Here is a 23,578-nt window from a genome sequence, read left to right as displayed (position 1 = left end):
AGCTGGGGAGGCCCCGGCCTGAACTCGCCCGCAGTCCCCTGCGAGCGGGGTGTATCTCTCATCGGGACCGAACTTACGGCAGGCGGAGGCGGTCGGACAGACGCAATCGCGTCCTGTCATCCACCTCGCACACGTTCTTCACACGGCCCGCCGCAGTCGTCCGCCAGAGGTGCGGACCACTCGCCGAAGGAGCGGTCCGTTCGCTCAGATGCGCGAGAAAGCCTGCTCGATGATGTCCAGGCCCTCGTTCAGCAGGTCCTCGCCGATGACCAGCGGGGGCAGGAAGCGCAGCACGTTGCCGTAGGTGCCGCAGGTCAGGACCAGCAGGCCCTCCTGGTGGCACGCCTTGGCCAGCGCCGCGGCCGCCTCGGCGTTCGGCTCCTTGGTGGCGCGGTCCTTGACCAGCTCGATGGCGATCATGGCGCCCCGGCCGCGGATGTCGCCGATGATGTCGAACTTCTCGGCCATCGTCGCGAGGCGGCCCTTCATGACCTCCTCGATGTGCTTGGCCTTGCCGTTGAGGTCCTGCTCCTTCATCGTCTCGATCGCGCCGAGCGCGGCGGCGCAGGCCACCGGGTTGCCGCCGTAGGTGCCGCCGAGGCCGCCCGCGTGCGGGGCGTCCATGATCTCGGCGCGGCCCGTGACGGCGGCGAGCGGCAGACCGCCCGCGATGCCCTTGGCGGTGGTGATCAGGTCCGGGACGATGCCCTCGTCCTCGCACGCGAACCACTGGCCGGTGCGGCAGAAGCCGGACTGGATCTCGTCCGCGACGAAGACGATGCCGTTGTCGTTGGCGAACTTCACGATCTCCGGCAGGAAGCCCTTGGCCGGCTCGATGAAGCCGCCCTCACCGAGCACCGGCTCGATGATGATCGCGGCCACGTTGTCCGCGCCGACCTGCTTGGTGATCTGGTCGATGGCCTGCTTGGCGGCCTCCGGACCCGCGTTCTCCGGACCGGTCGGCCAGCGGTAGCCGTAGGCCACCGGCACGCGGTACACCTCGGGCGCGAACGGGCCGAAGCCGTTCTTGTACGGCATGTTCTTCGCCGTCAGCGCCATCGTGAGGTTGGTGCGGCCGTGGTAGCCGTGGTCGAACACCACGACCGCCTGGCGCTTGGTGTGGGCGCGGGCGATCTTCACCGCGTTCTCCACCGCCTCGGCACCCGAGTTGAACAGCGCCGACTTCTTCGCGTGGTCACCCGGCGTCAGCTCCGCGAGGGCCTCGGCGACCTCCACGTAGCCCTCGTACGGGGTGACCATGAAACAGGTGTGGGTGAAGTCGGCGAGCTGGGCGCTCGCGCGGCGCACCACGGCCTCGGCGGAGGCGCCCACCGAGGTCACGGCGATGCCGGAGCCGAAGTCGATCAGGCTGTTGCCGTCGACGTCCTCGATGACGCCGCCGCCCGCGCGCGTGACGAACACCGGCAGCGTGGAGCCGACGCCCTGCGCGACGACCGCGGTACGGCGGGCCTGCAGCTCCTGCGACTTCGGGCCGGGAATGGCGGTGACGACGCGGCGCTCCTGCGGAAGTGCGGTCATGCGGGGCTCCTGGGGGGTATTACGGACGCTTGCCTTGTTTTCCCGCAGGCTAAGACGGGTGCCGTGGGGTGGGCATGCTCCATGTGGGCGGTTTCGGCGCGGCCCGTTGTCCGTGGTGGACATAGCGGCCCGGGTCACCGGAGCGGCCGGACATCGGACGTCGGCCGCGTAAACGGTGAACTCCCCTTGCGGGGGCGTTAGATTGACTCGCTGACGGTGACGGAACGGCTGGTCGGGGGGCAGGGCGATGGACAGCGAAGGTACGCGGGACACGCGGGCCACCCACACCGGCCCGGTGCCGCGCCCGACGCGGCCCCCGGAAGGGTCCACGCCACCCATGCCCACGATGCCACCCGGAGCGCCGCCCCGCCCGGACGGCTCGGCCTTCCTCACCTGGCTGCGCGCCTCCCGGCCCACCGCCGCGCCCGGCGTGTGGCGGTTCGGGCACCGGCCACGGCCCGAGACCGAGCCCGAGCTGATCCCGGCCCGCCAGCTGCTCAGCGGGGCCGTGATCGCGTTCCTCGTCGGCTGGCTGGTGTGGTCCCTGCTCTGGAACGGCTACCTCGGCGGCTGGTGGGTGCTCCCGCTGGAGCTGTTCACCCCGGACTCCTGGCGCGAGGGCAACGACCGCGTCGGCAACGCCGTCCTCTGGTACTCGTACTACACCCTCATCGCCGCCGTCATCCTGCTCGCCGTCGCCCGGATCGGCCGCTGGGGCGAGGTCTGGCGGCGCTTCGGGCCCCCCGCCTGGCTCAAGACCACCACCCCGGCCGAACCGCCGCCGCCCGCGCCCGGCGAGGACCCCGCCGACTGGCCCGAGCTGCGCGCCCACGGCGCCCACGAGGCCGCCGAGCGGCTCGCCGCCGAGGCGCGCACCGGGCTGATGCGGGACGTCGACCACGCCCGGATCGGCCGCGCCTGGCAGGGCGTGCGCTCCGGCGCGAACACCCTGGCCGCGTTCACCGGTGCCGTCCTGCGTGACGGCTCCGCCGCCTGCCCGCACCCCTCCGGCGACCGCGACCTGCCCGCCCGCCACGCCCGGCACGACCTGCTCACCGGCCAGGTCCGGCTCGGCACCGCCGCCGACGACCCGCGCAACCCCTACCAGTACCGGGGTGCCGGACTCGCGCTCGGCACCGACCTGCTCGGTACCTCCCTGGTCGCCGTCGGCCCGGCCGGCTCCGGCAAGACCGGCAGCCTCGTCCGGCCGCTCGCGGAGTCCCTCTGCCTGCACGCCCTCGCCGGCCGCGCCGCCGTGGTCAGCGTCGGCGCGGCGGGCGCCGGACTCGGCCCGGCCGAGGCGTACGACGTGGTCGTCCGCGTCGGCCACCCCGACTCCGTGTACGACCTCGACCTCTACGGCGGCACCACCGACCCCGACGAGGCCGCCGCGATACTCGCCGAGGCCCTGGTCGGCGACCTCGCCGACGCGCACCCCGGCTCCGACAGCCGCCGCTCCACCACCGTCCTCGCCCAGCTCCTCGGCCCCTTCCGCGCCGTCCACGACCGCTTCCCCTCCGTCCCCGAGCTGCGCGGGCTCCTCGACGGCGCCCCCGGCCCTGTCGCCGCGCTGCGCAAGGCGCTCACCGAGACGGGGCACGCGTCCCTGCTGCGCGAACTCGACGCCCGCGAACGGCAGCAGGCGCACCCCGGCGATGTGGCCGCCGTGCTCGCGGACCGGGTCGCGCTGCTGGACCGGCCCGCCTTCGCCGCCTTCTTCGACACCTCCGGCGCGTCCCGGCCGTTCACCCTGAAGGCCCTCGACCACCCGGTCCGCGTCCGCATCGACCTGCCCCAGCGCGGCCACGCCGACGCCTCCCGCATCCTGGCCCGGCTGGTGCTGGCCCAGTTCACGGCCGCCGTCACCGCCCGCGAGGACCGGTCGCTCTTCGCCTGCCTGCTGCTGGACGAGGCGGCCGGCGTCGTCACCCCCGAGTCCGTACGCGGCATCCAGCGGCTGCGCTCCGCGGGCGCGGGCGTCGTCCTCACCCTGCGCACCCTGGACGACGTACCCCGCCCGCTGCGCGGCCCGCTGCTCGGCGCCACCGGCTGCCGCATGGCGTTCTCCGGCCTCACCCCCTGGGACGGCCAGGACTTCGCCGAGGTCTGGGGCAAGGAGTGGATCGAGACCCGCGACGTCACCGACCGGCAGATCATCGCCGAGACCCCGGCCGGCAAGGCCGTGCACATGCTGCGCCGTGTCATCACCGGCCAGGCGCCCACCGCCCGCGCGGTCACCGTCCGCCAGGTCGAACGGGAACGCTGGTCCGCCTCCGAACTGGCCCACGCGGTCCCACCGGGCCACGCGGTCCTCTCCCTGACGACGGTGCGGGGCGAACACGCTCCGCCCCTGCTGGTGGACCTGCGGGACTGAACGGCAGCCCGCCACCGTACGGTGAGGCAGAATCGGGGTGGGCCGTTCATACGCGGCGGCCAAAAGATCACCGCCCCCGGTCGGCGCGACGATGCGCAGGCCGCCCCGACCTGAAGGTCCCATGCCGCCGACGCTCGCCTCGCTCGTCCACCACTCCGCGCTCAAGCTGACCGTCCGCGCGGGCGAGGACCGGCTCGACGTGCCCGTCCGCTGGGCGCACGTCAGCGAGCTGGCCGACCCCGTGCCGTACATGGAGGGCGGGGAGCTGCTGCTCATCACCGCGCTCAAGCTGGACGCGGAGGACCCCGAGGCGATGCGGCGGTACGTGAAGCGGCTGGCCGGCGCGGGCGTCGTCGGCCTCGGCTTCGCGGTCGGCGTCAACTACGACGACATCCCCGAGGCGCTGGTCCAGGCCGCCCGGCAGGAGGGGCTGCCCCTGCTGGAGGTGCCCCGGCGCACCCCGTTCCTCGCCATCAGCAAGGCCGTCTCCGCCGCCATCGCCGCCGACCAGTACCGCGCCGTCACCGCGGGCTTCGCCGCCCAGCGCGAGCTGACCCGGCAGGCGCTGACCACCGGCCCGGAGGGCCTGCTCGCCGCGCTCGCCGCCCAGGTCGACGGCTGGGCCGCGCTGTACGACGCGTCCGGCGCCGTCGTCGCCGCCGCGCCCGAGTGGGCCGGCCGCCGGGCCGCCCGGCTCACCGCCGAGGTCGAGCGGCTGCGGGAACGCCCCGCCCCCGCCTCCTCGGTGGTCGCCGCCCCCGACACCGAGGACCGGATCGAACTGCACTCCCTGGGCACCGGCCGCCGCCCCCGCGCCGCGCTCGCCGTCGGCACCGCCGCCGCCCCCGGCACCGCCGAGCGCTACGCCGTGCACTCCGCGATCGCCCTGCTGACCCTCACCACCGAGCGTTCCCGCTCCCTGCAGGCCGCCGAACAGCGGGTCGGCGCGGCCGTGCTGCGCATGCTGCTGGCCGGGGAGCCCGACCACGCCCGCGCGGTCGCCGGTGACCTGTACGGCGGGCTGCTGGACGCGCCCTTCCGGGTCCTCGTCGCCGAGTCCGCGCCCCCGGGGGCGGACGTCGACCCGCTCGGCGCGCTCGCGGAGGCCGCCGAGTCCGCCGCCGCCCGCTCCGGGGAATCCGTCCTGGTCGTGCCCGAACGCGAGCGGCTGGTGGTCCTCGCCACCGACGGCGGCACGGCGGTCGCCGCCTGCACGGCGTACGCGGACGCGCTGGAGGCGGCACGGCTCGTACCGGAGTCCTCCGGCGGCGAGGACGGCGAACTCGTCGTCGGCCTCTCCGCTCCCGCGGGTCCCATCGCGGCCGCCTCCGCCTACCGGCAGGCCGAGCAGGCGCTCTCGGTGGCCCGGCGACGCGGCCGGGTCCTGGTCGAGCACGAGCACGTCGCGACCGGTTCGGTACTGCCGCTGCTGGCCGACGACGCGGTACGGGCCTTCGCGGACGGCCTGCTGCGGGCGCTGCGCGACCACGACGCGACCGGGCGCGGCGACCTCGTCGCCTCACTGCGGGCGTGGCTGTCCCGGCACGGGCAGTGGGACGCGGCCGCCGCCGACCTCGGCGTGCACCGGCACACCCTGCGCTACCGGATGCGCCGGGTCGAGGAGATCCTCGGCCGCTCGCTGGACGACCCGGACGTGCGGATGGAGCTGTGGCTGGCGCTGAAGGCCACCTCGGCGGAGTAGCCGACCACCCCGCCCGCTCCGACCCCGCCGAACCGGAGCACGGCCCACCCCTATCCGTACGACTCGGACAAGCGACCGCCGGGCGCGCCCGCCCTACCGTGGATCACGCAAGCACACCCCCCGACGCGGAAGGGCCGGACCCGCACATGACCTCCACCCACGCCTTCTGGCTGGCCGGCCGCCAGGCCACCGGCGAGGACAGCTTCGACGTCACCTCCCCGTGGGACGGCCGTCTCGTCGGCCGGGCGAGCGTGCCCACCGACGCCCAGGTCGAGGAGGCCGTGGCCGCCGCGTACGCCGTGCGCGACGAGTTCGCCGCCGTCCCCGCGCACGTCCGCGCCGCCGCCCTGGAGCACGTCGCGAAGCGGCTGACCGAGCGCACCGAGGAGATCGCCCAGCTGATCTCCGGCGAGAACGGCAAGCCCGTCAAGTGGGCGCGCGGCGAGGTCGCCCGTGCCGTCTCCGTGTTCCGGCTCGCGGCCGAGGAGGCCCGGCGGTTCAACGGCGGCGAGGCCCAGCGGCTCGACACCGACGCGGGTGGCCAGGGCCGTATGGCGCTGATCCGCCGCTTCCCCAAGGGTGTCGTCCTCGGCATCGCGCCGTTCAACTTCCCGCTGAACCTGTGCGCGCACAAGGTCGCCCCGGCCATCGCCGCCGGTGTCCCGATCATCCTCAAGCCCGCCCCGGCCACCCCGCTTTCCGGCCTGGTCATCGGCGAGCTGCTGGCCGAGACCGACCTGCCCGCCGGGTCCTGGAGCGTCCTGCCGGTCACCAACGACAAGATGCCCGCGCTGGTCCAGGACGAGCGGCTCCCGGTGATCTCCTTCACCGGCTCCGAGCAGGTCGGCTACGCGATCATGGACTCGGTGCCGCGCAAGCACTGCACGCTGGAGCTGGGCGGCAACGGCGCGGCCGTCGTCCTCGGCGACTGGGCGAGCGACGCCGACCTGGACTGGGCCGCGACCCGCATCGCCACCTTCTCCAACTACCAGGGCGGCCAGTCCTGCATCTCGGTGCAGCGGGTGATCGTGGACGGCGCGGTGTACGAGCGGCTGCTGCCGCGCATCGTCGCCGCCGTCGAGGCCCAGGTCACCGGTGACCCGTCCGACGACAAGACCGAGGTCGGGCCGCTGGTCAGCGAGGCCGCCGCGCAGCGCGTCGAGTCCTGGGTGAACGAGGCCGTCGAGGCGGGCGCCACCCTCCTCACCGGCGGTGAGCGCGACGGCGCCACCTACGCCCCGACCGTCCTCACCGACGTGCCCGCCGGTGCCACCCTCGCCACCGAGGAGGTCTTCGGACCCGTCCTCACCGTGCAGAAGGTCGACGGCGAGGCCGAGGCGTTCGCCGCGGTCAACGACTCCAAGTACGGCCTCCAGGCAGGCGTGTTCACCCACGACCTCCAGACCGCCTTCCGCGCCCACCGCGCCCTCGAGGTCGGCGGCGTCGTCATCGGCGACGTCCCCTCCTACCGCGCCGACCAGATGCCGTACGGCGGCGTCAAGCAGTCCGGCGTCGGCCGCGAGGGCGTCCGCTCCGCGATGGACGACTACACCTACGAGCGCGTCCTGGTCCTCACGGGCCTCGCACTCTGACCTGCCACGGACAGGTCACCACGACGGCCGGAGCCCACACTGTGCGGGGGCTCCGGCCGTCGGCGTTCTCCGACGGCCGACCGCATTGACGGCGGGCGGCATTCATGTCGGATTCCTGCCAGAAGGCGGTCCGCGTACGGTGCTTGACTGCGGTCATGACCCACGCGTACGCGGCCGACGCCCGCCTCTTCCGCTCCCTGCACACCCCCTCCGCCCCCCTCGCGCTCGCCAACGCCTGGGACACGGCGAGCGCCCGCGTCGTCGAGGCGGCGGGCGCCCCCGCGATCGCCACCACCAGTGCCGGTGTCTCATGGGCGCTCGGTTCGCCCGACGGCGGCTCCCTCACCCGGGAGCGGGCCCTGGAGGTGATCGCCCGGATCGCGGACGCCGTCACGGTCCCGGTCACCGCCGACATCGAGGACGGGTACGGCGAGGACGCCTCCGCCGTCGCCGAGACGGTCGCCGGGGTGATCGAGGCGGGCGCCGTCGGCGTCAACATCGAGGACGGCACCCGGACCCCGGCCGAGCTGGCCGCCCGGCTCGCCGCGGCCCGCCGGACCGCGGAGCGGGCGGGAGCGGACCTCTTCCTCAACGCCCGGGTCGACACCTACTTGCTGGGCCTGGGCGCCCCGGAGACACGCCTCGAGGAAACCCTGACCCGGGCCCGGCTGTACGTCGAGGCGGGCGCCGACGGCATCTTCGTCCCCGGTGTCACCGATCCGGCCACCCTCCAGGCGCTGACCGGGGACATCCCCGTACCGCTCAACGTCATGGCCGGCCCCGGCGCGCCGTCCGTCGCGGATCTGGGCACGCTCGGTGTGGCCCGGGTGAGCCTCGGTCCGGGCGTGGCGCTGGCCGCGTACGCCGCCGCCCGCCGTGCCGCGCGGGAGCTGTACGAGACCGGCTCCGTCACCTCGCCCACCGACGTCCTGTCCTTCGCGGAACTGGACGGGCTGCTCGCCGGGCCCGGTCAGCCGTAGGCTGCCCGGGCCAGTGATAGGCGCGACCTATGGCGCGATAGATTTGGCCGATTAAGTCGGGATAAGCATTGCCTATTACGTCATTGATTCGACTTTTGACATTTCCTGATCGGTGCGCGCACACTGCTCCACGCAGTGAGAGTCGGACAATCCGACCATGAGTGAGCAGCACCTGAGAGGGCCACCGTGCCGATACCACTTGAAGAAGCCCTGGACGACCAGATCGCGGCAGCGCGCGGCAAGGCGAAACTTCTCCGCTCTCCCGGCCGCTACCTGGTGCTCTCGGCACTCGCCGGTGCCTTCATCGGTATGGGCGTCGTGCTGATGGTCATGGTGTCCGGCCCGCTCAGCCTCGCGCACTCTCCCTGGGTCAGGCTGATCCAGGGCCTGGTCTTCGGTGTCGCGCTGACGCTGGTGATCTTCGCCGGTGGCGAGCTGGCCACCAGCAACATGATGACGATGGTCCAGGGCGCGGTCCGCAGGGCCCTCTCGCCCGCTGCCGCGCTCGCCGTGATCGTCGGCTCCCTCGTCGGCAACCTGGTCGGCTCGGTCGGCCTCGCCTGGCTGGTCCACGCCGCCGGGGTGCTGGGCGTCGCGCCCGCCCCCGGAGCGCCCGCCCCCGGTCTGGCCGGCCTGACCGGCATGCTCAACGCCAAGATGGCCGAGAGCGGCGAGGCGATGTTCTTCCGCGGCGTGCTCTGCAACTTCCTGGTCTGCCTGACCGTGTGGATGGGCATGCGCACCCGCTCCGACGCCGCCAAGATCATGCTGATCTTCGCGGGCATCCTGGCCTTCGTCGCCTCCGGCTTCGAGCACGTCGTCGCCAACATGACGACCTTCTCGCTCGGCCTGTTCGAGCACGTCCCCGGCGACACCCTCGCCGCCTTCGGCCACAACCTCCTCCTGGTCGGCCTCGGCAACCTCGTCGGCGGCGGACTGCTGGTCGGCGTCGCGTACTCCTTCACCGGCCGCCGGAACACCCCGGCCGCCACCCAGGACAGCCCCGCCGAGGACCCGAAGCCCCTGGTCCCGGCCCTCGAAACGGTCTGAGCAGCCGCTGTCCCCCCGTGCGTCCGTTCACCTGAACGGACGCGCAAGGGGTGGTGGGGGGCGCCCGATTCAGGTACCAACGATCCAGTAGCAACGGGTCGGTTACCCACGGTCCGCCACCATCCCTCTTCGCGGCGAGGTGAGCCTCATGTCCGCCCCCACCACTCAACGCACCAACGTCTCCGAGCGCGAGGCCCGACAGGTGGCGGAGGCCGCCCGGGAGCAGAACTGGCGCAAGCCCAGCTTCGCCAAGGAGCTCTTCCTCGGGCGCTTCCGGCTCGACCTCATCCACCCCCACCCGCTCCCCGACGCCGAGAGCGTCCGGCGCGGCGAGACCTTCCTCGCCGAGTTGCGCGCCTTCTGCGAGACGGAGATCGACGCGGCCCGCATCGAGCGCGAGGCCCGCATCCCCGACGAGGTCGTGGCCGGCCTGAAGCGGCTCGGCGCCCTCGGGATGAAGATCGACACCAAGTACGGCGGCCTCGGCCTCTCCCAGCTGTACTACAACAAGGCCCTCGCCCTGGTCGGCTCGGTCAGCCCCGCGATCGGCGCCCTGCTCTCCGCCCACCAGTCGATCGGCGTACCGCAGCCGCTGAAGATCTTCGGCACCCAGGAGCAGAAGGACGCCTTCCTGCCCCGCTGCGCCACCACCGACATCTCCGCCTTCCTGCTCACCGAGCCGGACGTCGGCTCGGACCCGGCGCGGCTGGCCACGTCGGCCGTCCCGGACGGCGACGACTACGTCCTGGACGGCGTGAAGCTGTGGACCACCAACGGCGTCGTCGCCGATCTGCTGGTCGTCATGGCGCGGGTGCCGAAGTCCGAGGGGCACCCCGGCGGCATCACCGCGTTCGTGGTGGAGGCCGACGCCGAGGGCATCACGGTGGAGAACCGCAACGCCTTCATGGGGCTGCGCGGCATCGAGAACGGCGTCACCCGCTTCCACCGGGTGCGGGTCCCGGCCGCCAACCGGATCGGCCCCGAGGGCGCCGGTCTGAAGATCGCGCTCACCACGCTCAACACCGGCCGGCTCTCCCTGCCCGCGATGTGTGCCGGTGCGGGCAAGTGGTGCCTGAAGATCGCCCGCGAGTGGGCTGCCGAGCGCGAGCAGTGGGGCAAGCCGGTCGCGCTGCACGAGGCCGTCGGCGCCAAGATCAGCTTCATCGCGGCGACCACGTTCGCGCTGGAGGCCGTCGTCGACCTCGCCTCCCAGATGGCCGACGAGGACCGCAACGACATCCGCATCGAGGCCGCCCTCGCCAAGCTGTACGGCTCGGAGATGTCCTGGCTGATGGCCGACGAGCTGGTCCAGATCCGGGGCGGGCGGGGCTACGAGACCGCCGAGTCGCTCGCGGCCCGCGGCGAGCGGGCCGTACCGGCCGAGCAGATGCTGCGCGACCTGCGCATCAACCGCATCTTCGAGGGCTCCACCGAGATCATGCACCTGCTGATCGCACGCGAGGCCGTCGACGCCCACCTCTCGGTCGCCGGTGACCTCATCGACCCCGACAAGTCCCTCCAGGACAAGGCGAGGGCCGGTGCGGGCGCGGGCGTCTTCTACGCCAAGTGGCTGCCGAAGCTGGTCGCGGGTCCGGGGCAACTCCCCACCTCGTACGCCGAGTTCAAGCACGGCATCGACCTGTCCGGGCATCTGCGGTTCGTCGAGCGGCACGCCCGCAAGCTGGCCCGCGCCACCTTCTACGGCATGTCCCGCTGGCAGGGCCGGATGGAGACCAAGCAGGGCTTCCTCGGCCGGATCGTGGACATCGGCGCGGAGCTGTTCGCCATGAGCGCGGCCTGCGTACGGGCCGAGCGGCTGCGGCGGGAGGGCGAGCACGGCCGCGAGGCGTACCAGCTCGCCGACGCCTTCTGCCGCCAGGCCCGCGTCCGCGTGGACGAGCTCTTCGCCCGCCTGTGGCACAACACCGACGACATCGACCGCAAGGTGGTCAAGGGCGTCCTCGGCGGGGCCTACGAGTGGCTGGAGGAGGGCGTCCTCGACCCCTCGGGCGACGGCGTCTGGATCGCGGACGCGTCACCGGGGGCGAGCGAGCGCGTCAACGCCCGTCGCCCCTACGGCGGTTAGCTGCTAGCAGTACTTGTCGCTGCCGTTCCGGGTCGTCCACGAGCAGGTGTCGACCTTGGAGCCGTTCGACTTGGTCAGGGTCGCCGTGTCGCTGGTGTTGTTCCAGACGTAGGCGCGGCGGCCCTGGTACCTGTCCGAGGCGGTGTTCGATCCGCTCCCGGTGTGGATCTTCATGTACTTCCCGGCGCCGATCTTCACGTTCGGGAACGAGTACTTGTGGTTCGAGGCGTCCTTGAGGACCCACCCCTTCAGTGAGACGGCCGAGCGGCTGGTGTTCTTGAGCTGCACCCACTCGCCGTTGAGGCTGGAGTTGGAGCGGGTGTCCTTGCCGGGGCTGTCGAAGTAGACCCGGTGGATCTGGACGCTGCCGGCCGCCTGGGCCGGGGTGCTCAGCAGGGTGCCGGTGAGCAGGGCCGCGCCGGCGAGAGCGGGCAGGGCGGCGCGAAGGCGCACGGTACGCACGAAGAGATCCCCCCAAGGATGTCGTTCACAAAGGCGTTGCACGGATGGGAAGTTCACCCGTTCAACTGAATTGTTATCACAGGATCTTCACCCGAGATTCACAAAGGGAGAAACCTTCCGGCGGCCGTGCGGACCGCGCGTCCGCCACTCCGGCCACCCGACCGAGGGACGCGCGGTCCGCACGGCCGCCGCGTGCGGCCACAATGGAGGGATGACCGACAGCCCCGACAGCCCCGCCCCGCTCGCCGACCCGCACCTCGTGTTCGACCCCGTCGCGGGCGACGGCCCGAAGGACGTGGTGATCCTCGGCTCCACCGGGTCCATCGGCACCCAGGCCATCGACCTGGTGCTGCGCAACCCCGACCGCTTCAGGGTCACCGCCCTCTCCGCGAACGGCGGCCGGGTGGACCTCCTCGCCGAGCAGGCGCGCAAGCTGCGGGTACGCACCGTCGCGGTCGCCCGCGAGGACGCGGCGCCGGCGCTGCGCGAGGCCCTGGCCGGGCAGTACGGGACCGAGCCGCTCCCGGAGATCCTCGTGGGCCCGGACGCCGCCGCCCAGGTCGCCGCCTCCGACTGCCACACCGTGCTGAACGGCATCACCGGCTCCATCGGCCTCGCGCCGACGCTGGCCGCCCTGGAGGCCGGCCGCACCCTGGCGCTGGCCAACAAGGAGTCGCTGATCGTCGGCGGCCCGCTGGTCAAGGCGCTGGCCAAGCCCGGCCAGATCATCCCGGTCGACTCCGAGCACGCGGCCCTCTTCCAGGCCCTCGCCGCCGGCACCCGCGCCGATGTGCGCAAGCTGGTCGTCACCGCCTCCGGCGGCCCCTTCCGCGGCCGGAGCAAGGCCGAGCTGGCGGAGGTCACCGTCGCCGACGCCCTCGCGCACCCCACCTGGGCGATGGGCCCGGTGATCACGGTCAACTCCGCGACCCTGGTCAACAAGGGCCTGGAGGTCATCGAGGCCCACCTGCTCTACGACATTCCCTTCGACCGCATTGAGGTGGTCGTGCATCCCCAGTCGTATGTCCACTCGATGGTCGAGTTCACCGACGGTTCCACGATCGCCCAGGCGACGCCCCCCGACATGGGTGGGCCGATCGCCATCGGCCTGGGCTGGCCCGAGCGCGTCCCGGACGCCGCCCCGGCCTTCGACTGGAGCAAGGCGTCCACCTGGGAGTTCTTCCCGCTGGACAACGACGCCTTCCCCTCGGTGAACCTCGCCCGGCACGTGGGCCGGCTCGCGGGCACCGCCCCGGCGGTGTTCAATGCGGCCAACGAGGAGTGCGTCGAAGCCTTCCTGGGCGGCGCTCTGCCCTTCAACGGGATCATGGAGACCGTCATCCGGGTGGTCGAGGAACACGGCACCCCGGTCACGGGAACTTCGCTCACGGTGTCGGACGTCCTCGAAGCGGAGACCTGGGCCCGGGCCAGGGCCCGTGAACTGACCAAACTGACCAACCGGACGGCTAACGCGGAGGCGCGTGCATGACGACCTTGATGTTCATCCTCGGCATAGTGGTCTTCGCGGTCGGCCTGCTCGTCTCGATCGCCTGGCACGAGCTGGGGCACCTGTCCACGGCCAAGCTCTTCGGCATCCGCGTCCCGCAGTACATGGTGGGTTTCGGCCCGACCATCTGGTCGCGGCACAAGGGCGAGACCGAGTACGGGATCAAGGCCGTCCCGCTCGGCGGCTACATCCGCATGATCGGCATGTTCCCGCCGGACGACGCGGGCCGGGTCACCGCCCGCTCCACCTCCCCGTGGCGCGGCATGATCGAGGACGCCCGCTCTGCGGCGTACGAGGAGCTCCAGCCGGGCGACGAGACGCGGATGTTCTACACCCGCAAGCCGTGGAAGCGCGTCATCGTCATGTTCGCCGGCCCGTTCATGAACCTGATCCTGGCCGTCGGGCTCTTCCTCACGGTGCTGATGGGCTTCGGCATCCAGCAGCAGACCAACACGGTCTCCTCGGTCTCGCCCTGCGTCATCGCGCAGAACCAGAACCGTGACGACTGCAAGAAGTCCGACCCGGCCTCCCCGGCCGCCGCCGCCGGGATCAAGGCGGGCGACAAGATCGTCTCCTTCGACGGCAAACCCACCGAGAAGTGGAACACGCTGTCCGACCTCATCCGGGACAGCGCGGGCCGCAACGTCCCGATCGTGGTCGAGCGCGACGGCGAGCGGCTCACCCTGCACGCCACCATCGCCACCAACCAGGTCGCCAAGAAGGACTCCGCCGGCGCCTACGTCCAGGGCGAGTACGTCAAGGCCGGCTTCCTCGGCTTCAGCGCGGCCACCGGCGTCGTCAAGCTCGACTTCGGCGACTCGGTGGTCTGGATGGGCGACCAGGTCGGCAACGCCGTGGAGTCCCTCGTGGCCCTCCCCGGCAAGATCCCGGCCCTGTGGAACGCCGCCTTCGGCGACGGCCCGCGCGAGCCGGACTCCCCGATGGGCATCGTCGGCGCCGCCCGCGTCACCGGCGAGATCGCCACGCTGAACATCCCGGCCTCGCAGCAGGTCGCCATGGCCGTCTTCGTGGTCGCCGGGTTCAACCTGTCGCTGTTCCTCTTCAACATGCTCCCGCTGCTCCCGCTCGACGGCGGGCACATCGCGGGCGCCCTGTGGGAGTCGCTGCGGCGCCAGGTGGCCCGGGTGCTGCGCCGCCCCGACCCCGGCCCGTTCGACGTGGCCAAGCTGATGCCGGTGGCCTACGTGGTGGCGGGGATCTTCGTCTGCTTCACGGTGCTCGTGTTCATCGCGGACGTGGTCAACCCGGTACGGATCTCCTGACCTCGTACGACCAGGAAGGCGACCCGGAACTCTTCGTTCCGGGTCGCCGCCCATTGGGTGGGTTTGCCGGGTGGGATGTGCTGGGGCAGGGCCCCGTGTCGTAATCTCAAAGTCTGGAGCCCGCCGTTCACGGGACCGGATCTTGATCCACGACTTGGGGTTGCACAGCAGATGACTGCGATTTCTCTCGGCATGCCGTCCGTACCGACCAAGATCGCCGAACGGCGCAAGAGCCGTCAGATCCAGGTCGGCACCGTCGCGGTCGGCGGCGACGCCCCCGTGTCGGTGCAGTCGATGACGACGACGCGTACGTCGGACATCGGGTCGACGTTGCAGCAGATCGCTGAGCTGACGGCGTCGGGGTGCCAGATCGTGCGGGTCGCCTGTCCGACGCAGGACGACGCGGACGCGCTGGCCACCATCGCGCGGAAGTCGCAGCTCCCGGTGATCGCGGACATTCACTTCCAGCCGAAGTACGTCTTCGCCGCGATCGAGGCGGGCTGCGCGGCGGTCCGGGTGAACCCCGGCAACATCAAGCAGTTCGACGACAAGGTCCGCGAGATCGCCAAGGCTGCCAAGGACCACGGCACCCCGATCCGCATCGGCGTGAACGCGGGCTCCCTGGACCGCCGTCTGCTGCAGAAGTACGGCAAGGCCACCCCGGAGGCCCTGGTGGAGTCGGCGCTGTGGGAGGCGTCCCTCTTCGAGGAGCACGACTTCCGGGACATCAAGATCTCGGTGAAGCACAACGACCCGGTCGTGATGATCGAGGCGTACCGGCAGCTCGCGGCCCAGTGCGACTACCCGCTGCACCTGGGTGTGACTGAGGCGGGTCCGGCGTTCCAGGGCACGATCAAGTCGGCGGTGGCCTTCGGTGCGCTGCTGTCCGAGGGCATCGGTGACACCATCCGCGTCTCCCTGTCGGCGCCGCCGGTGGAAGAGGTCAAGGTCGGCAACCAGATCCTGGAGTCGCTGAACCTGAAGCAGCGGGGCCTGGAGATCGTGTCCTGCCCGTCCTGTGGTCGCGCCCAGGTCGACGTCTACAAGCTGGCCGAAGAGGTCACCGCCGGCCTGACCGGCATGGAGGTCCCGCTCCGCGTCGCCGTCATGGGCTGCGTCGTGAACGGCCCCGGTGAGGCGCGCGAGGCGGACCTCGGCGTCGCCTCCGGCAACGGCAAGGGCCAGATCTTCGTGAAGGGCGAGGTCATCAAGACCGTCCCGGAGTCGAAGATCGTGGAGACCCTCATCGAGGAGGCCATGAAGCTGGCCGAGAAGATGGAGGCCGAGGGCATCACGTCGGGCGAGCCGACGGTAGCCGTAGCGGGCTGACCCCCCCGCGTCCGAGTCCCGTCACCCCCCGGTGGCGGGACTTTGCCGTACCTCCGCCCACACCGTCTTGCCGGGCTGCCTCGGCGCCACCCCCCACTTGTCCGCGAGCGCCTCGACCAGGATCAGCCCCCGGCCGGACTCCCCGCACGGCACCCGGATCTCGGGCAGCCGCTCGGTCAGGGTGTCCGAGACCTCCACGCGTACGACGCCGTCGTCCCCGGCCAGCCGCAGGTGAAAGTCCCGGCCGGGTACGCGGCCATGCCGTACGGCGTTGGCGGCCAGCTCGGCCGCGATCAGCGTGACGGCCTCGTTGAGTCGGCCGTCGTACGGATGCCCCCATTCGTCCAGCCGGACCGAGACCAGCCGCCGGGCGAGCCGTGCGCCACGCGGGGTGGAGGTGAAGCGCATCGCGAATTCCTGGGTGGAGATTTCTGATTTCACGCCGTTACGGTCCCGCACGCTCAGTAGCGTTGGACAGTGGCAGCACCGGGACCACCAGGCGTTGTACACGGGCGGGGTGCGGCTGTACACGAGCGCGCCGTGACCGAGGGTGGCGTACGGGCATTGGGGGTAGGCATGAGCGAGGAATCACAGGAGGACCAGGAAGCGCTGGGCGCGGGTATCCCGCTTGTCTTCGGACGGTTGCTGAAGCGGTTACGTGTCCAAGCGGGGGTGGATCGGGCCGAGTTGGGTCGCCGTACGGGCTACTCGGCCGCGACCATCACGTCCTACGAGGTGGGCAGGCGCATCCCGAACGAGAAGTTCATCCGGCAGGCGGATGGTGTGCTGGACGCGGGCGGGATGCTGGCCGATTTCGTCGAGGACATGGCGAAGGCGCAGTATCCGGCCTTCTTCCGGGATGCGGCGAGGCTCGAGAAGGAAGCCGTCGGGTGGCATGTGTATGACGCACTACTGATTAACGGCCTGTTGCAGACGGAGGACTACGCGCGGACGGTGTTCACCATGCGACGGCCCCTGCTGGACGAGGCGACCATCGAGCAGCGCGTCGCGGCGCGACTGGCTCGGCAGGAGATTTTCCAGCGCAAGTCTGCGCCCACCATGAGCTTCGTGATGGAGGAAGCTCTTCTGCACAAGGGGTGGGGCGGACCGGCGGTCATGCGTGGGCAGTTGGAGCAGATCCTGCTCATCGGACAGCGGCGTAACGTGGAGATCCAGGTCATGCCGAACGAGTGCGAAGAGCACGCTGCCCTGTTTGGTACCTTCACCTTGATCGACACGGCGAAGGGGCGCAGGATCGGCTACGCGGACGCGCACAAGGGGAGCCGCCTCTACTCCGATACTCAGACGGTCAGGGAGATGGAGGAGCGCTACGGTCTCCTGCGTGCCCAGGCCCTGACACCGATCAAGTCGCTAGCCCTCGTCGAGAAGTTGCTGGGAGAGACATGAACGTCGAAAAGCCGTCCGAGCTGACGTGGTTCAAGAGCACCTACAGCGACGGCGAAGGCGGCCAGTGCGTCGAGGTCGCCCTACCGTGGCGCAAGTCCAGTTACAGCGACGGCGACGGCGGTCAGTGCGTCGAGGTCGCCGCTTGCCCGGCCACCATCCACGTGCGCGACTCCAAGCAGAACCCCACCACTGCCCCCACCCTTTCCGTACCGACCACCGCGTGGCAGGCATTCCTGGGGCTCGTCCAGGCTTGAGAGGGATTACAGCGGGGGAGGCTGTGAGGCATGACCGTCGAGAAGCTGTCCGAGCTGACGTGGTTCAAGAGCAGCTACAGCGCTGGTGATGGCGGGCAGTGCCTCGAAGCCGCCCTCCCCTGGCACCGGTCCAGCTACAGCAGCGGCGGCGGCGGCGAATGCGTCGAGGTCGCCGCCTGCCCCGCCACCATCCACGTGCGTGACTCCAAGCAGAATCCCGCCACCGCCCCCACCCTCTCCGTGCCGGCCACCGCGTGGCACGCGTTCCTGGGGCTCGTCCAGGCATGAACGTCGAGATGCCGTCCGACCTGACGTGGTTCAAGAGCAGCTACAGCACAGGCAGCGGCGGCGAGTGCCTCGAAGCCGCCCTCTCCTGGCACCGGTCCAGCCACAGCAGCGGGGCCGGAGGCCAGTGCGTAGAGGTCGCCGCCTGCCCCACCACCATCCACATCCGCGACTCCAAGCAGAACCCCTCCGCCGCCCCCACCCTCTCCGTACAGACCACGGCGTGGCACGCGTTCCTGGGGCTCGCGCGAGGTTGAGAGAGACTGCGGCGGAGGCGCGACGCACCGCACCGGCGGGAACGCGCGGCTATAGTGCCAAGACCAGCGCAGACCCCAGGGTGAGGCCCCCGCACGTGTTGACCCAGACCACCTCACGGGTGCTCGAACCGAGCGACCTCGACGCAGCGCTCGCGGTCCTCGACCGCGAGCCCGTCGCCAACGCCTTCGTGGCCGCCCGTGTCCAGGTGGCCGGCCTCGACCCCTGGCGCCTCGGCGGCGAGATGTGGGGCTGGTACGAGGACGGCATGCTCACGTCCCTGTGCTACGCGGGCGCCAACCTCGTCCCCGTCTGCGCCACCCCCCGCGCCGTGCGCGCCTTCGCCGACCGCGCCCGCCGGGGCGGCCGCCGCTGCTCCTCGATCGTCGGCTCCGCCGAGGCCACCGCCCAGCTGTGGCGGCTGCTGGAACCGCACTGGGGCCCCGCCCGCGAGGTCCGCGCCCGCCAGCCCCTCATGGTCACCGACCACATGCCCGCCGACATCACGCCCGACCCCTATGTCCGGCGCGTCCGCAAGGACGAGATGGACACGATCATGCCGGCGTGCGTGGCCATGTTCACCGAGGAGGTCGGCGTCTCCCCGATGGCCGGCGACGGCGGACTCCTCTACCAGGCGCGCGTCGCCGAACTCGTCGGCGCCGGCCGCTCCTTCGCCCGCGTCGACGGCCGCGGCAACGTCGTCTTCAAGGCCGAGATCGGCGCCGCGACCTCCCGCGCCTGCCAGATCCAGGGTGTGTGGGTCGCCCCCGAGTACCGGGGCAAGGGCCTCGCCGCCCCCGGCATGGCCGCCGTACTGCGCTACGCCCTCGCCGACATCGCCCCCGTGGCCAGCCTCTACGTCAACGACTTCAACACCGCCGCGCGTGCCACGTACCGCAGGGTGGGGTTCCAGGAGGTCGGCCAGTTCATGAGCATTCTCTTCTGACGGGTCCGCCGAGCCACCCCTGTACGCTCCCCGCATGGACCTCGTGATCGGCACCCTGGACCTCGAAGCCCACGTCGACGAGGCCCTCGCCGTACAGGCCCTCGCCTTCGGCCTCGGCCCCGACGAGATCGCCGTACGCCGCCAGATCGTCCAGCGCCACATGCGCATGCCCGGCGCCCGCGCCCTCGGCGCCACCAGCCGGGGCGCGCTGATCGGCTTCGTGTACGGCATGCCCAACTCCCGCGCCCACTGGTGGTCCACCATCGTGGAGCCCTACCTGCGCGCCCAGGGCAACGACGGCTGGCTCGACGACTCCTTCGTCATCACCGAGCTGCACGTCCACCCCGGCCACCAGAACCGGGGCATCGGCCGCCACCTGATCACCCGCATCACCGACAGCGCCGCCGAACCCCGCTCCATCCTCTCCGCCATCGACACCGACAGCCCCGCCCGCGGCCTCTACCACGCCCTCGGCTACACCGACCTCGCCCGCCAGGTCCACTTCCCGAGCGCCCCCAAGCCGTACGCCGTCATGGGCGCCCCCCTCCCGCTGCGCCGTCGATAACCGATTTCCACCCGCGCGGGAGCCCCGGCTAACCTCCTAGCCATCACCCACATTTCCGGCAGGAGTACGAGAACAATGGCGAACGTACCGGTCCAGCGCATGTCCAAGTTGTTGGCGAAGACGCTGCGCGACGACCCGGCCGACGCCGAGGTCCTCAGCCACAAGCTCCTCGTCCGCGCCGGTTACGTCCGCCGCACCGCCGCCGGCATCTGGTCCTGGCTGCCGCTGGGCACCAAGGTCCTCGCCAACGTCGAGCGGATCGTGCGCGAGGAGATGGACGCCATCGGCGCCCAGGAGGTCGTCCTCCCCGTCCTGCTGCCGCGCGAGCCCTACGAGGCCACCGGCCGCTGGGACGAGTACGGCGCCGAGCTGTTCCGCCTCCAGGACCGCAAGGGCGGCGACTACCTCCTCGGCCCCACCCACGAGGAGATCTTCACCCTGCTGGTGAAGGACCAGGCGTCCTCCTACAAGGACCTGCCGGTGATCCTGTACCAGATCCAGTCCAAGTTCCGGGACGAGGCGCGCCCCCGCGCGGGCATCCTGCGCGGCCGCGAGTTCCTGATGAAGGACTCGTACTCCTTCGACACCGAGGACGAGGGCCTCGCCACCTCCTACGCCGCGCACCGCGCCGCCTACCAGCGGATCTACGAGCGCCTCGGCCTCGACTACCGCATCTGCGCGGCCACCGCGGGCGCCATGGGCGGCTCCCGGTCCGAGGAGTTCCTCGCCCCGGCCGAGGCCGGCGAGGACACCTTCGCCGACTGCCCCAACTGCGACTTCGCCGCCAACACCGAGGCCGTCTACTACGAGACCGCCCCCGTCGACGGCTCCGCCGTGCCCGCGCTGGAGGAGATCCCCACCCCGGACACCCCGACCATCGAGACCCTGGCCGCCTCCCTCGGCGTCCCCGCCTCCGCCACCCTGAAGAACCTGCTGGTCAAGGTGGACGGCGAGATCGTCGCCGTGGGCGTGCCCGGTGACCGCGAGGTCGACATGGACAAGGTCGAGGCGCACTTCGCCCCCGCCGCCGTCGAGCTGGTCACCGCCGAGGACTTCGTCGGCCGCCCCGACCTGGTGCGCGGCTACGTCGGCCCGCAGGGCCTGGGCGAGAAGGTCAAGTACATCGCCGACCCCCGCGTGGCCCCCGGCACCGACTGGATCACCGGCGCCAACAAGGAGCACACGCACGCCAAGAACGTCGTCGCCGGCCGTGACTTCGAGGTCGACGAGTACGTCGATGTCGTCGTGGTCCAGGACGGCGACCCCTGCCCCAAGTGCGGCGCCGGGCTGAAGCTGGACCGCGCCATCGAGATCGGCCACATCTTCCAGCTCGGCCGCAAGTACGCCGACGCCCTCAAGCTCGACGTGCTCGGCCAGAACGGCAAGCCCGTCCGCGTCACCATGGGCTCCTACGGCATCGGCGTCTCCCGCGCCGTCGCCGCCCTCGCCGAGCAGACCGCCGACGAGCACGGCCTGTGCTGGCCCAAGGAGGTCGCCCCGGCCGACGTGCACGTGGTCGCCGCGGGCAAGGCGCTCCAGACCGAGCTGGCGCTCGACGTCGCCGAGAAGCTGTCCGCCGCGGGCGTCCGGGTCCTGGTCGACGACCGCGCCGGGGTCTCGCCGGGTGTGAAGTTCACCGACGCCGAGCTGATCGGCGTACCGCAGATCCTGGTCGCCGGCCGCCGCTCCGCCGACGGCGTGCTGGAGCTGAAGGACCGCAAGACCGGTGAGCGCGAGGAGCTGACGGTCGAGGAGGCCATCGCCCGCCTCACCGCCTGACGCTTCACCGCCTGATCAGGCACAGCGAAAAGCCCGGCCGCACCGAGCGGCCGGGCTTTTCGCGCACTCACAGCCAGGTGGCGAACTCCAGCAGCAGGTCAGCGTCCTGCTCCCGGCCCACCCGGCGGGCCCGTACCCCGGACTCCACGGCCCGGAACAGCGTCCAGCCGCGCAGCCGCTCCTGGTCCACCTCCAGCGACTCCGCGAGCCGCTTGATCCGGCGCCGGGTCACCGCCGCGCCGGACGGCACCGCGATCAGGTCCTCCACCCGGTCCCGCACCAGCCGCGCCAGATCGAAGGCGCACTCGCCGACCACCGGGTCCGGGCCCACCGCCAGCCACGGCAGCCGCTCCCCGCCCAGCACCTTGCTCTGCCGGAACGTGCCGTGCAGCAGCCGGTGGTCCGGCGCCTCGGCCAGCAGCTCCTCGCGCACCGCCAGCGCCGCGTCCACCAGCGGCGCCGACTCGGGGTCCTGCAGAGCACTCGCGGCCATCGCCTCGGCCTGCCGCCCGGTGCGCTCCGCGACCGTCTCGAACCGGTGCGCGCCCTCGCCGGCCGGCGGCTCCACCCACAGGCGGCGCAGCGTTCCCGCCGCCTCCAGCAGCGCCTTGGCCTCCGGGAGCGAGCGCACCGACACATCCGGATGCAGCCGCTCCAGCAGCAGCGCACCCTCCGTCACGTCCTCGGGCCCGCCGTCCAGCAGCTGTACGGCACCCAGGCCACCCCAGTGCGCCAGCGCCGCCCGCTCGCTCTCCGGCCGGGACCGGGCGGGCACCAGCTTCAGCACGGCGGGACTGCCGTCCGCGCGCCGTACCAACAGCACCAGACTGCTCCGGCCGCCTGGCACCTGCACCCGGTCCACGGTCAACTCGCGTGCGGCGACGGCCCGTTCAGCCGCCTCGGGCAGTCCGGCCAGCCAGTCGTCACCGGGCGGCGCGGTCTCCCGGCTCGCCCGGACCAGTCGCCGAGGCGGTTCGAAAGCCATGCGCGAGTCGGTCCCCTTCTCCTGTGTCCGTCCGGGCCCCCGCAACGGAGGCCCAGGGAAGGCTACGCCTTCCCGGCCCCCGCTCCGGTCGGTCCTGTGCTCACGCGGTCGGGGACGCCGAGGGGGCGGAGTCCGCCGCTCCGGCCCGGCCGGTGGTGTCGTCGGTGCGTTCCGCGAGGCCGGGGAAGGCGGGGGACTCACCGCTCCAGCGGACCGCGCGGACCGCCGCCTCGCGCAGGGCCGAGGTGGCCGTGGTGCGGCGGTGGCCGGTGGAGGCGCGGACCAGGTCGGCGTAGACGCCGGCGAGACGTTCCTCCAGCTCGGCGGCCAGGCGCAGCGCGGCGGGGGAGTCCGCGACCGTGAACGGCAGCGCGTACGCGGGGCTCGCCGCCACCGGCTCACCGCCCAGATCGCGGACCGAGCGGGCCAGGGTGTCGCGGGCCGCGCGGTGGGCGTCGTGCGCGGAACGCGCCTCGCCCTGCCGGGGTGCCCCGATCCGGCCGCCGACGACGCCGTAGCCGTACACCGCCGCGTGCTCCGCCGCCAACGCCGCCTGGAGAGCGGTCAGTTCGGCCTTCTTCGCCTTGTCGGTCCCGTCGTGGACGCTCACTTCGCCGCCTCCGTCAGCAGATACGCGTGCGCGGACCCGGCCGCCGACACCGACGCCAGCAGCCGTGCCAGCTCGCCCGGTACCTCCAGCAGCGCCCCCGCGCGCCGGTCCGCCACGGTCCGCTCGGCGGACGCCAGCGAGGTCAGTGCGTCCTTCTGGTCGGCGGGGGCGGTGGGGGCCGGGGAGGGCGACGGCTTCGCCTTGTCGCCGCGCTTCGCGTTGCCGTCGTCCGCGCCGCCGAAGGCGTCCCGGTGCGCGGCCACCGCCGCCCGCAGCGGAGCGAGCCGGCCGGCGAGCGCCGGGTGCGCGTCGAGCACCGCGTCGTAGCGCGCGAGCAGCCCGGCGCTGTCCCGCGCCGCACGCGCGCGTGCACGGGTGGCAGCCGACGCCGCGCGCTCGGCGGGACCGGAGCCGGACGAGCAGCCCGCCAGCAGGGCGGTGGCACCGGCGAGGGAGGCGAGCAGGGTTCTTCTGCGCGGCCCCGAACGGGCGCGCGGCGGTGGGGAGTACGACACGGCAGACGTCCTCGGAGACTCGTACGGGGACAGACGGGGAGGGGCGGGGGAGGGGCACCGGAAAGCGGCGCCC

At 72.1% G+C, this 23,578-nt stretch carries 22 protein-coding genes; 16 read left to right on the top strand and 6 right to left on the bottom strand.

The features are described 5' to 3' along the window. Positions 1-204 precede the first annotated feature (204 nt). The gene (gene gabT, locus ACIGA3_RS24500) at positions 205-1,539 is read right to left on the bottom strand and encodes a 4-aminobutyrate--2-oxoglutarate transaminase (RefSeq protein ID WP_399719444.1); all 1,335 of its coding nucleotides are present in this window, start codon (positions 1,537-1,539) and stop codon (positions 205-207) included. 247 nt (positions 1,540-1,786) lie between these two features. Between gabT and ACIGA3_RS24495 the strand changes: the two genes are divergently transcribed. The 6 genes from ACIGA3_RS24495 (at position 1,787) to ACIGA3_RS24470 (ending at position 11,323) form a co-directional block, all read left to right on the top strand. Continuing rightward, positions 1,787-3,913, top strand: coding sequence for an ATP-binding protein (locus tag ACIGA3_RS24495; RefSeq protein WP_399719442.1), 2,127 nt, complete (start codon positions 1,787-1,789; stop codon positions 3,911-3,913). A gap of 121 nt (positions 3,914-4,034) precedes the next feature. Further along, a complete protein-coding gene (locus ACIGA3_RS24490; protein ID WP_399719439.1) occupies positions 4,035-5,615 on the top strand; it encodes a PucR family transcriptional regulator in 1,581 nt (526 codons plus the stop codon). Between the two features lie 146 nt (positions 5,616-5,761). Beyond that, positions 5,762-7,207 carry an aldehyde dehydrogenase family protein gene (locus ACIGA3_RS24485; protein ID WP_399719436.1) on the top strand — a complete coding sequence of 482 codons (1,446 nt, stop codon included), beginning with the start codon at positions 5,762-5,764 and terminating at the stop codon, positions 7,205-7,207. Positions 7,208-7,362: 155 nt separating this feature from the next. Continuing rightward, on the top strand, positions 7,363-8,187 hold the full coding sequence (locus tag ACIGA3_RS24480; protein WP_399719433.1) for an isocitrate lyase/phosphoenolpyruvate mutase family protein: 825 nt from the start codon (positions 7,363-7,365) through the stop codon (positions 8,185-8,187). A gap of 186 nt (positions 8,188-8,373) precedes the next feature. After that, positions 8,374-9,237, top strand: a complete 864-nt coding sequence (locus tag ACIGA3_RS24475) for a formate/nitrite transporter family protein (RefSeq protein ID WP_399719430.1) — start codon at positions 8,374-8,376, stop codon at positions 9,235-9,237. Positions 9,238-9,385: 148 nt separating this feature from the next. After that, complete coding sequence (locus tag ACIGA3_RS24470; RefSeq protein WP_399719429.1) at positions 9,386-11,323, top strand: acyl-CoA dehydrogenase family protein; 1,938 nt, start codon at positions 9,386-9,388, stop codon at positions 11,321-11,323. 3 nt (positions 11,324-11,326) lie between these two features. On the opposite strand, the gene ACIGA3_RS24465 is transcribed toward ACIGA3_RS24470, so the two are convergent. Next, positions 11,327-11,785, bottom strand: coding sequence for a lamin tail domain-containing protein (locus ACIGA3_RS24465; protein ID WP_399719426.1), 459 nt, complete (start codon positions 11,783-11,785; stop codon positions 11,327-11,329). Between the two features lie 211 nt (positions 11,786-11,996). Here ACIGA3_RS24465 and dxr point away from each other — a divergent pair, with 211 nt between their 5' ends. The 3 genes from dxr to ispG all read left to right on the top strand — a co-directional run bounded on the left by dxr (position 11,997) and on the right by ispG (position 15,904). Further along, complete coding sequence (dxr, locus tag ACIGA3_RS24460; protein WP_399719423.1) at positions 11,997-13,274, top strand: 1-deoxy-D-xylulose-5-phosphate reductoisomerase; 1,278 nt, start codon at positions 11,997-11,999, stop codon at positions 13,272-13,274. After that, entirely contained in the window at positions 13,271-14,575 is a 1,305-nt protein-coding gene (locus tag ACIGA3_RS24455; protein WP_399719420.1) for a M50 family metallopeptidase, read from the top strand. The genes dxr and ACIGA3_RS24455 overlap by 4 nt, the downstream gene beginning before the upstream one ends. A 171-nt stretch (positions 14,576-14,746) precedes the next feature. Beyond that, positions 14,747-15,904 carry a flavodoxin-dependent (E)-4-hydroxy-3-methylbut-2-enyl-diphosphate synthase gene (gene ispG / locus ACIGA3_RS24450; RefSeq protein ID WP_399719417.1) on the top strand — a complete coding sequence of 386 codons (1,158 nt, stop codon included), beginning with the start codon at positions 14,747-14,749 and terminating at the stop codon, positions 15,902-15,904. Positions 15,905-15,925: 21 nt separating this feature from the next. On the opposite strand, the gene ACIGA3_RS24445 is transcribed toward ispG, so the two are convergent. Then, positions 15,926-16,345 carry an ATP-binding protein gene (locus ACIGA3_RS24445; RefSeq protein ID WP_399719414.1) on the bottom strand — a complete coding sequence of 140 codons (420 nt, stop codon included), beginning with the start codon at positions 16,343-16,345 and terminating at the stop codon, positions 15,926-15,928. A gap of 135 nt (positions 16,346-16,480) precedes the next feature. Between ACIGA3_RS24445 and ACIGA3_RS24440 the strand changes: the two genes are divergently transcribed. The 7 genes from ACIGA3_RS24440 to ACIGA3_RS24410 all read left to right on the top strand — a co-directional run bounded on the left by ACIGA3_RS24440 (position 16,481) and on the right by ACIGA3_RS24410 (position 21,395). Next, positions 16,481-17,311: a helix-turn-helix domain-containing protein gene (locus ACIGA3_RS24440; protein ID WP_399719411.1), complete on the top strand. Its 831-nt coding sequence runs from the start codon at positions 16,481-16,483 to the stop codon at positions 17,309-17,311. Further along, complete coding sequence (locus tag ACIGA3_RS24435) at positions 17,308-17,565, top strand: DUF397 domain-containing protein (RefSeq protein ID WP_399719409.1); 258 nt, start codon at positions 17,308-17,310, stop codon at positions 17,563-17,565. The genes ACIGA3_RS24440 and ACIGA3_RS24435 overlap by 4 nt, the downstream gene beginning before the upstream one ends. Before the next feature lie 30 nt (positions 17,566-17,595). Further along, complete coding sequence (locus ACIGA3_RS24430) at positions 17,596-17,853, top strand: DUF397 domain-containing protein (protein WP_399719407.1); 258 nt, start codon at positions 17,596-17,598, stop codon at positions 17,851-17,853. Beyond that, the gene (locus ACIGA3_RS24425) at positions 17,850-18,107 is read left to right on the top strand and encodes a DUF397 domain-containing protein (RefSeq protein ID WP_399719405.1); all 258 of its coding nucleotides are present in this window, start codon (positions 17,850-17,852) and stop codon (positions 18,105-18,107) included. Before ACIGA3_RS24430 ends, ACIGA3_RS24425 begins: the two co-directional genes overlap by 4 nt. Positions 18,108-18,202: 95 nt before the next feature. Continuing rightward, on the top strand, positions 18,203-19,051 hold the full coding sequence (locus ACIGA3_RS24420) for a GNAT family N-acetyltransferase (protein WP_399719403.1): 849 nt from the start codon (positions 18,203-18,205) through the stop codon (positions 19,049-19,051). Between the two features lie 34 nt (positions 19,052-19,085). Next, entirely contained in the window at positions 19,086-19,616 is a 531-nt protein-coding gene (locus ACIGA3_RS24415; protein ID WP_399719400.1) for a GNAT family N-acetyltransferase, read from the top strand. Between the two features lie 75 nt (positions 19,617-19,691). Next, positions 19,692-21,395 (top strand): proline--tRNA ligase, encoded by a 1,704-nt coding sequence (locus ACIGA3_RS24410; RefSeq protein ID WP_399719397.1) that lies wholly within the window; start codon positions 19,692-19,694, stop codon positions 21,393-21,395. Between the two features lie 67 nt (positions 21,396-21,462). Here the strand turns inward: ACIGA3_RS24410 and ACIGA3_RS24405 are convergent, their stop codons facing one another. The 3 genes from ACIGA3_RS24405 to ACIGA3_RS24395 form a co-directional block, all read right to left on the bottom strand. Then, a complete protein-coding gene (locus ACIGA3_RS24405) occupies positions 21,463-22,380 on the bottom strand; it encodes an aminoglycoside phosphotransferase family protein (protein ID WP_399719392.1) in 918 nt (305 codons plus the stop codon). Between the two features lie 100 nt (positions 22,381-22,480). Beyond that, on the bottom strand, positions 22,481-22,990 hold the full coding sequence (locus ACIGA3_RS24400; protein ID WP_399719390.1) for a ferritin-like domain-containing protein: 510 nt from the start codon (positions 22,988-22,990) through the stop codon (positions 22,481-22,483). Continuing rightward, positions 22,987-23,505: a hypothetical protein gene (locus tag ACIGA3_RS24395; protein WP_399719387.1), complete on the bottom strand. Its 519-nt coding sequence runs from the start codon at positions 23,503-23,505 to the stop codon at positions 22,987-22,989. Before ACIGA3_RS24395 ends, ACIGA3_RS24400 begins: the two co-directional genes overlap by 4 nt. Positions 23,506-23,578: the final 73 nt, after the last annotated feature.

The sequence above is a fragment of the Streptomyces sp. NPDC085596 genome (assembly GCF_044541565.1).
Lineage (GTDB): Bacteria > Actinomycetota > Actinomycetes > Streptomycetales > Streptomycetaceae > Streptomyces.
The sequence above is the reverse complement of the archived record's forward strand: the minus strand, read 5'-3'. Positions and strand labels throughout refer to the sequence as shown.

Coding starts and splice junctions, on each gene's coding strand:
- gabT (WP_399719444.1), bottom strand. CDS start 1,539: ATGACCGCACTTCCGCAGGAGCGCCGCGTCGTCACCGCCATTCCCGGC.
- ACIGA3_RS24495 (WP_399719442.1), top strand. CDS start 1,787: ATGGACAGCGAAGGTACGCGGGACACGCGGGCCACCCACACCGGCCCG.
- ACIGA3_RS24490 (WP_399719439.1), top strand. CDS start 4,035: ATGCCGCCGACGCTCGCCTCGCTCGTCCACCACTCCGCGCTCAAGCTG.
- ACIGA3_RS24485 (WP_399719436.1), top strand. CDS start 5,762: ATGACCTCCACCCACGCCTTCTGGCTGGCCGGCCGCCAGGCCACCGGC.
- ACIGA3_RS24480 (WP_399719433.1), top strand. CDS start 7,363: ATGACCCACGCGTACGCGGCCGACGCCCGCCTCTTCCGCTCCCTGCAC.
- ACIGA3_RS24470 (WP_399719429.1), top strand. CDS start 9,386: ATGTCCGCCCCCACCACTCAACGCACCAACGTCTCCGAGCGCGAGGCC.
- dxr (WP_399719423.1), top strand. CDS start 11,997: ATGACCGACAGCCCCGACAGCCCCGCCCCGCTCGCCGACCCGCACCTC.
- ACIGA3_RS24455 (WP_399719420.1), top strand. CDS start 13,271: ATGACGACCTTGATGTTCATCCTCGGCATAGTGGTCTTCGCGGTCGGC.
- ispG (WP_399719417.1), top strand. CDS start 14,747: ATGACTGCGATTTCTCTCGGCATGCCGTCCGTACCGACCAAGATCGCC.
- ACIGA3_RS24440 (WP_399719411.1), top strand. CDS start 16,481: ATGAGCGAGGAATCACAGGAGGACCAGGAAGCGCTGGGCGCGGGTATC.
- ACIGA3_RS24435 (WP_399719409.1), top strand. CDS start 17,308: ATGAACGTCGAAAAGCCGTCCGAGCTGACGTGGTTCAAGAGCACCTAC.
- ACIGA3_RS24430 (WP_399719407.1), top strand. CDS start 17,596: ATGACCGTCGAGAAGCTGTCCGAGCTGACGTGGTTCAAGAGCAGCTAC.
- ACIGA3_RS24425 (WP_399719405.1), top strand. CDS start 17,850: ATGAACGTCGAGATGCCGTCCGACCTGACGTGGTTCAAGAGCAGCTAC.
- ACIGA3_RS24415 (WP_399719400.1), top strand. CDS start 19,086: ATGGACCTCGTGATCGGCACCCTGGACCTCGAAGCCCACGTCGACGAG.
- ACIGA3_RS24410 (WP_399719397.1), top strand. CDS start 19,692: ATGGCGAACGTACCGGTCCAGCGCATGTCCAAGTTGTTGGCGAAGACG.
- ACIGA3_RS24405 (WP_399719392.1), bottom strand. CDS start 22,380: ATGGCTTTCGAACCGCCTCGGCGACTGGTCCGGGCGAGCCGGGAGACC.